The 1,948-nt window shown below is 63.9% G+C and carries 2 protein-coding genes; one reads left to right on the forward strand and one right to left on the reverse strand.

Annotated elements, in window-relative coordinates:
• Positions 1-25 precede the first annotated feature (25 nt).
• Complete coding sequence (locus U9980_RS11055; RefSeq protein WP_322748800.1) at positions 26-457, reverse strand: response regulator transcription factor; 432 nt, start codon at positions 455-457, stop codon at positions 26-28.
• 737 nt (positions 458-1,194) lie between these two features.
• On the opposite strand from U9980_RS11055, the gene U9980_RS11060 reads away from it, so the two are divergent.
• A partial coding sequence (locus U9980_RS11060; RefSeq protein ID WP_322767833.1) for a helix-turn-helix domain-containing protein occupies positions 1,195-1,948 on the forward strand: 754 nt, incomplete at its 3' end.

Consider the following 1,948-nt stretch of genomic DNA (forward strand, 5'->3'; position numbering starts at 1 on the left):
TCCCGACACCCACAGATCCCGACGTTCAGCGCCGGGTGGAGCCGCCTGCGGCAACCCGGGCCGGGGCACGGCCGCACACGTCTCGAAGGCGGTCGACCAGGCTGTCGGTGGCGAGGCCCTTCTCGATCAGCGCATGCGCGCCCAGCGCCGACGCCCGCTCGCCGAGAGCCTGTTCGGAAAAGCCGGTGAAGATGACGACGCGGGCGCCCGGCGCGGCGCGACGTACCCCGGGCAGCGCCGCGAGGCCGTCCAGCACGGGCATCGAAACATCAAGCAGTACGAGGTCAGGGTCTGTCCGCGAAACGACGTCAACCGCTTCGACCCCGTTCCTTGCCTGGCCGACGACCACGAAGTCAGGTTCCATCTCCAGCAGAAGGCACACGAGGTCGCGCACACCATCCGCATCGTCGGCCACGACGACGCGAACCGCAGCCTGCGGCTCCGACTCCCCGTCCATATCAGACGTTGTACGCCACGCCGACACCCCCGCCCATCGTCATTAGGGGTGGTTTCCAGAGCTAGCCCCCCGCGTTCGCTAAGGACCGACGCCGGTGGCGGGCGATCCGCGAACCCGCGATGCTCGCGTAATCCCCGGCAACTCCTGGGATGAAGCAATGTGGAATGATTGTTTGTAGATTGTCTTTGATGCGTCAAAAGTAACAACGACAACAACTGTCGGCAACTTCCAACACACTCAGGGCCTCCGATCGACCAAATGGTGTCGATCATGACCCCTGTCGCACACCTGGGTACACCGAGAAAAACCGATCAGCTAAGAGCGCCCGGCAACAGGAGTGTGGATCAAGGAGCGGGGCCGGGGCGCGTGCATCGCCAGGCGGAGGAGCGAACCACCCTGGTTGGTGTCGACGAGCCCCTTGACGCCCTGCGCTCGACTCGGCGGCTGCCGACAACCGCGACCCGAGCCGGCACGGCGACAGAGGCACGCAAATCACCGAGAGTAATAAAAAATAATCTTTAGGTGAGAGACCTTCGAACTCTGGCCAAAATAGGTGCACCATGACGTAAGATGGTCACAAAAGGTGACACGATTTGTTCGGATCCGTCCATGGAAGCAACGTCCGGTAAGTAAGCCAGGTCCCGCATGTAAGCCACGTCCAGTTTGGCACCGTGACACCGATCGGGTCGGTCGGCAAACTCCTGCTGCCCGGCGTTCTCGAAAGGAAGCAGACGCAGATGCGGCAACGGAGCCGAGTCCGTGACGGCACGGCCACCGCGGAGGATCTTCTACCACGGGAGATCCGTCGCAGACGTGAGGAACGAGGGCTCTCCCGGGACGATCTCGCGAAGATCGCTGGTTACAGTCGACAGTACATCAGCCAGCTGGAACAGCCCAGCCGCGGTGTACCCACACGACCGGTCCTCGCGGCCGTCGACGCGGCCCTGGCGGCGGACGGCGCTCTCGTGGCACTTCGGCTGGCCGCGATCGAAGCCCGCTCCGAACGAATGCAGCACGCTCCCAACCCGGAGGTCGAATCCCGCCGCAGGATCCGCGACCTGCTCGACCATCAGACCTCCGACCGAAAGCTGGACGTCCTCGACCAGCAGGTAGCGGAACTGATCAGATCCGCTGACCAGCTCACTCCCGCCGATATCACCGTCCGCGTGCAGGAGCAGCAGCGCTCTGCCGACATTCTCCTTCGAACCCGAATGCTTCCCCATCAGCAGTTCCGCCTTTTCATGATTGCGGGCCATCTTGCGGGTCTGCAGGCGATTGCCCTGCTGGACAACTATGAGTTCGAGAAGGCCAGCACATGTTGCCTGGAGGCGGCCGTCTTCACTGAGCTAAGCGGCCATGAGGGACTGCGCACCTGGACCCTCGCGGTGAACAAGCTGATTGACACGGCTGTCCACTGCGCGGACACCGCCCCCGCCTTCCCTGCGCCGGACGAGTGCGCGGGCGAGGCCACCACGCCACGCCTTCGGATTG

This window comes from Protofrankia sp. Cr1 (assembly GCF_963555865.1).
GTDB lineage: Bacteria > Actinomycetota > Actinomycetes > Frankiales > Frankiaceae > Protofrankia.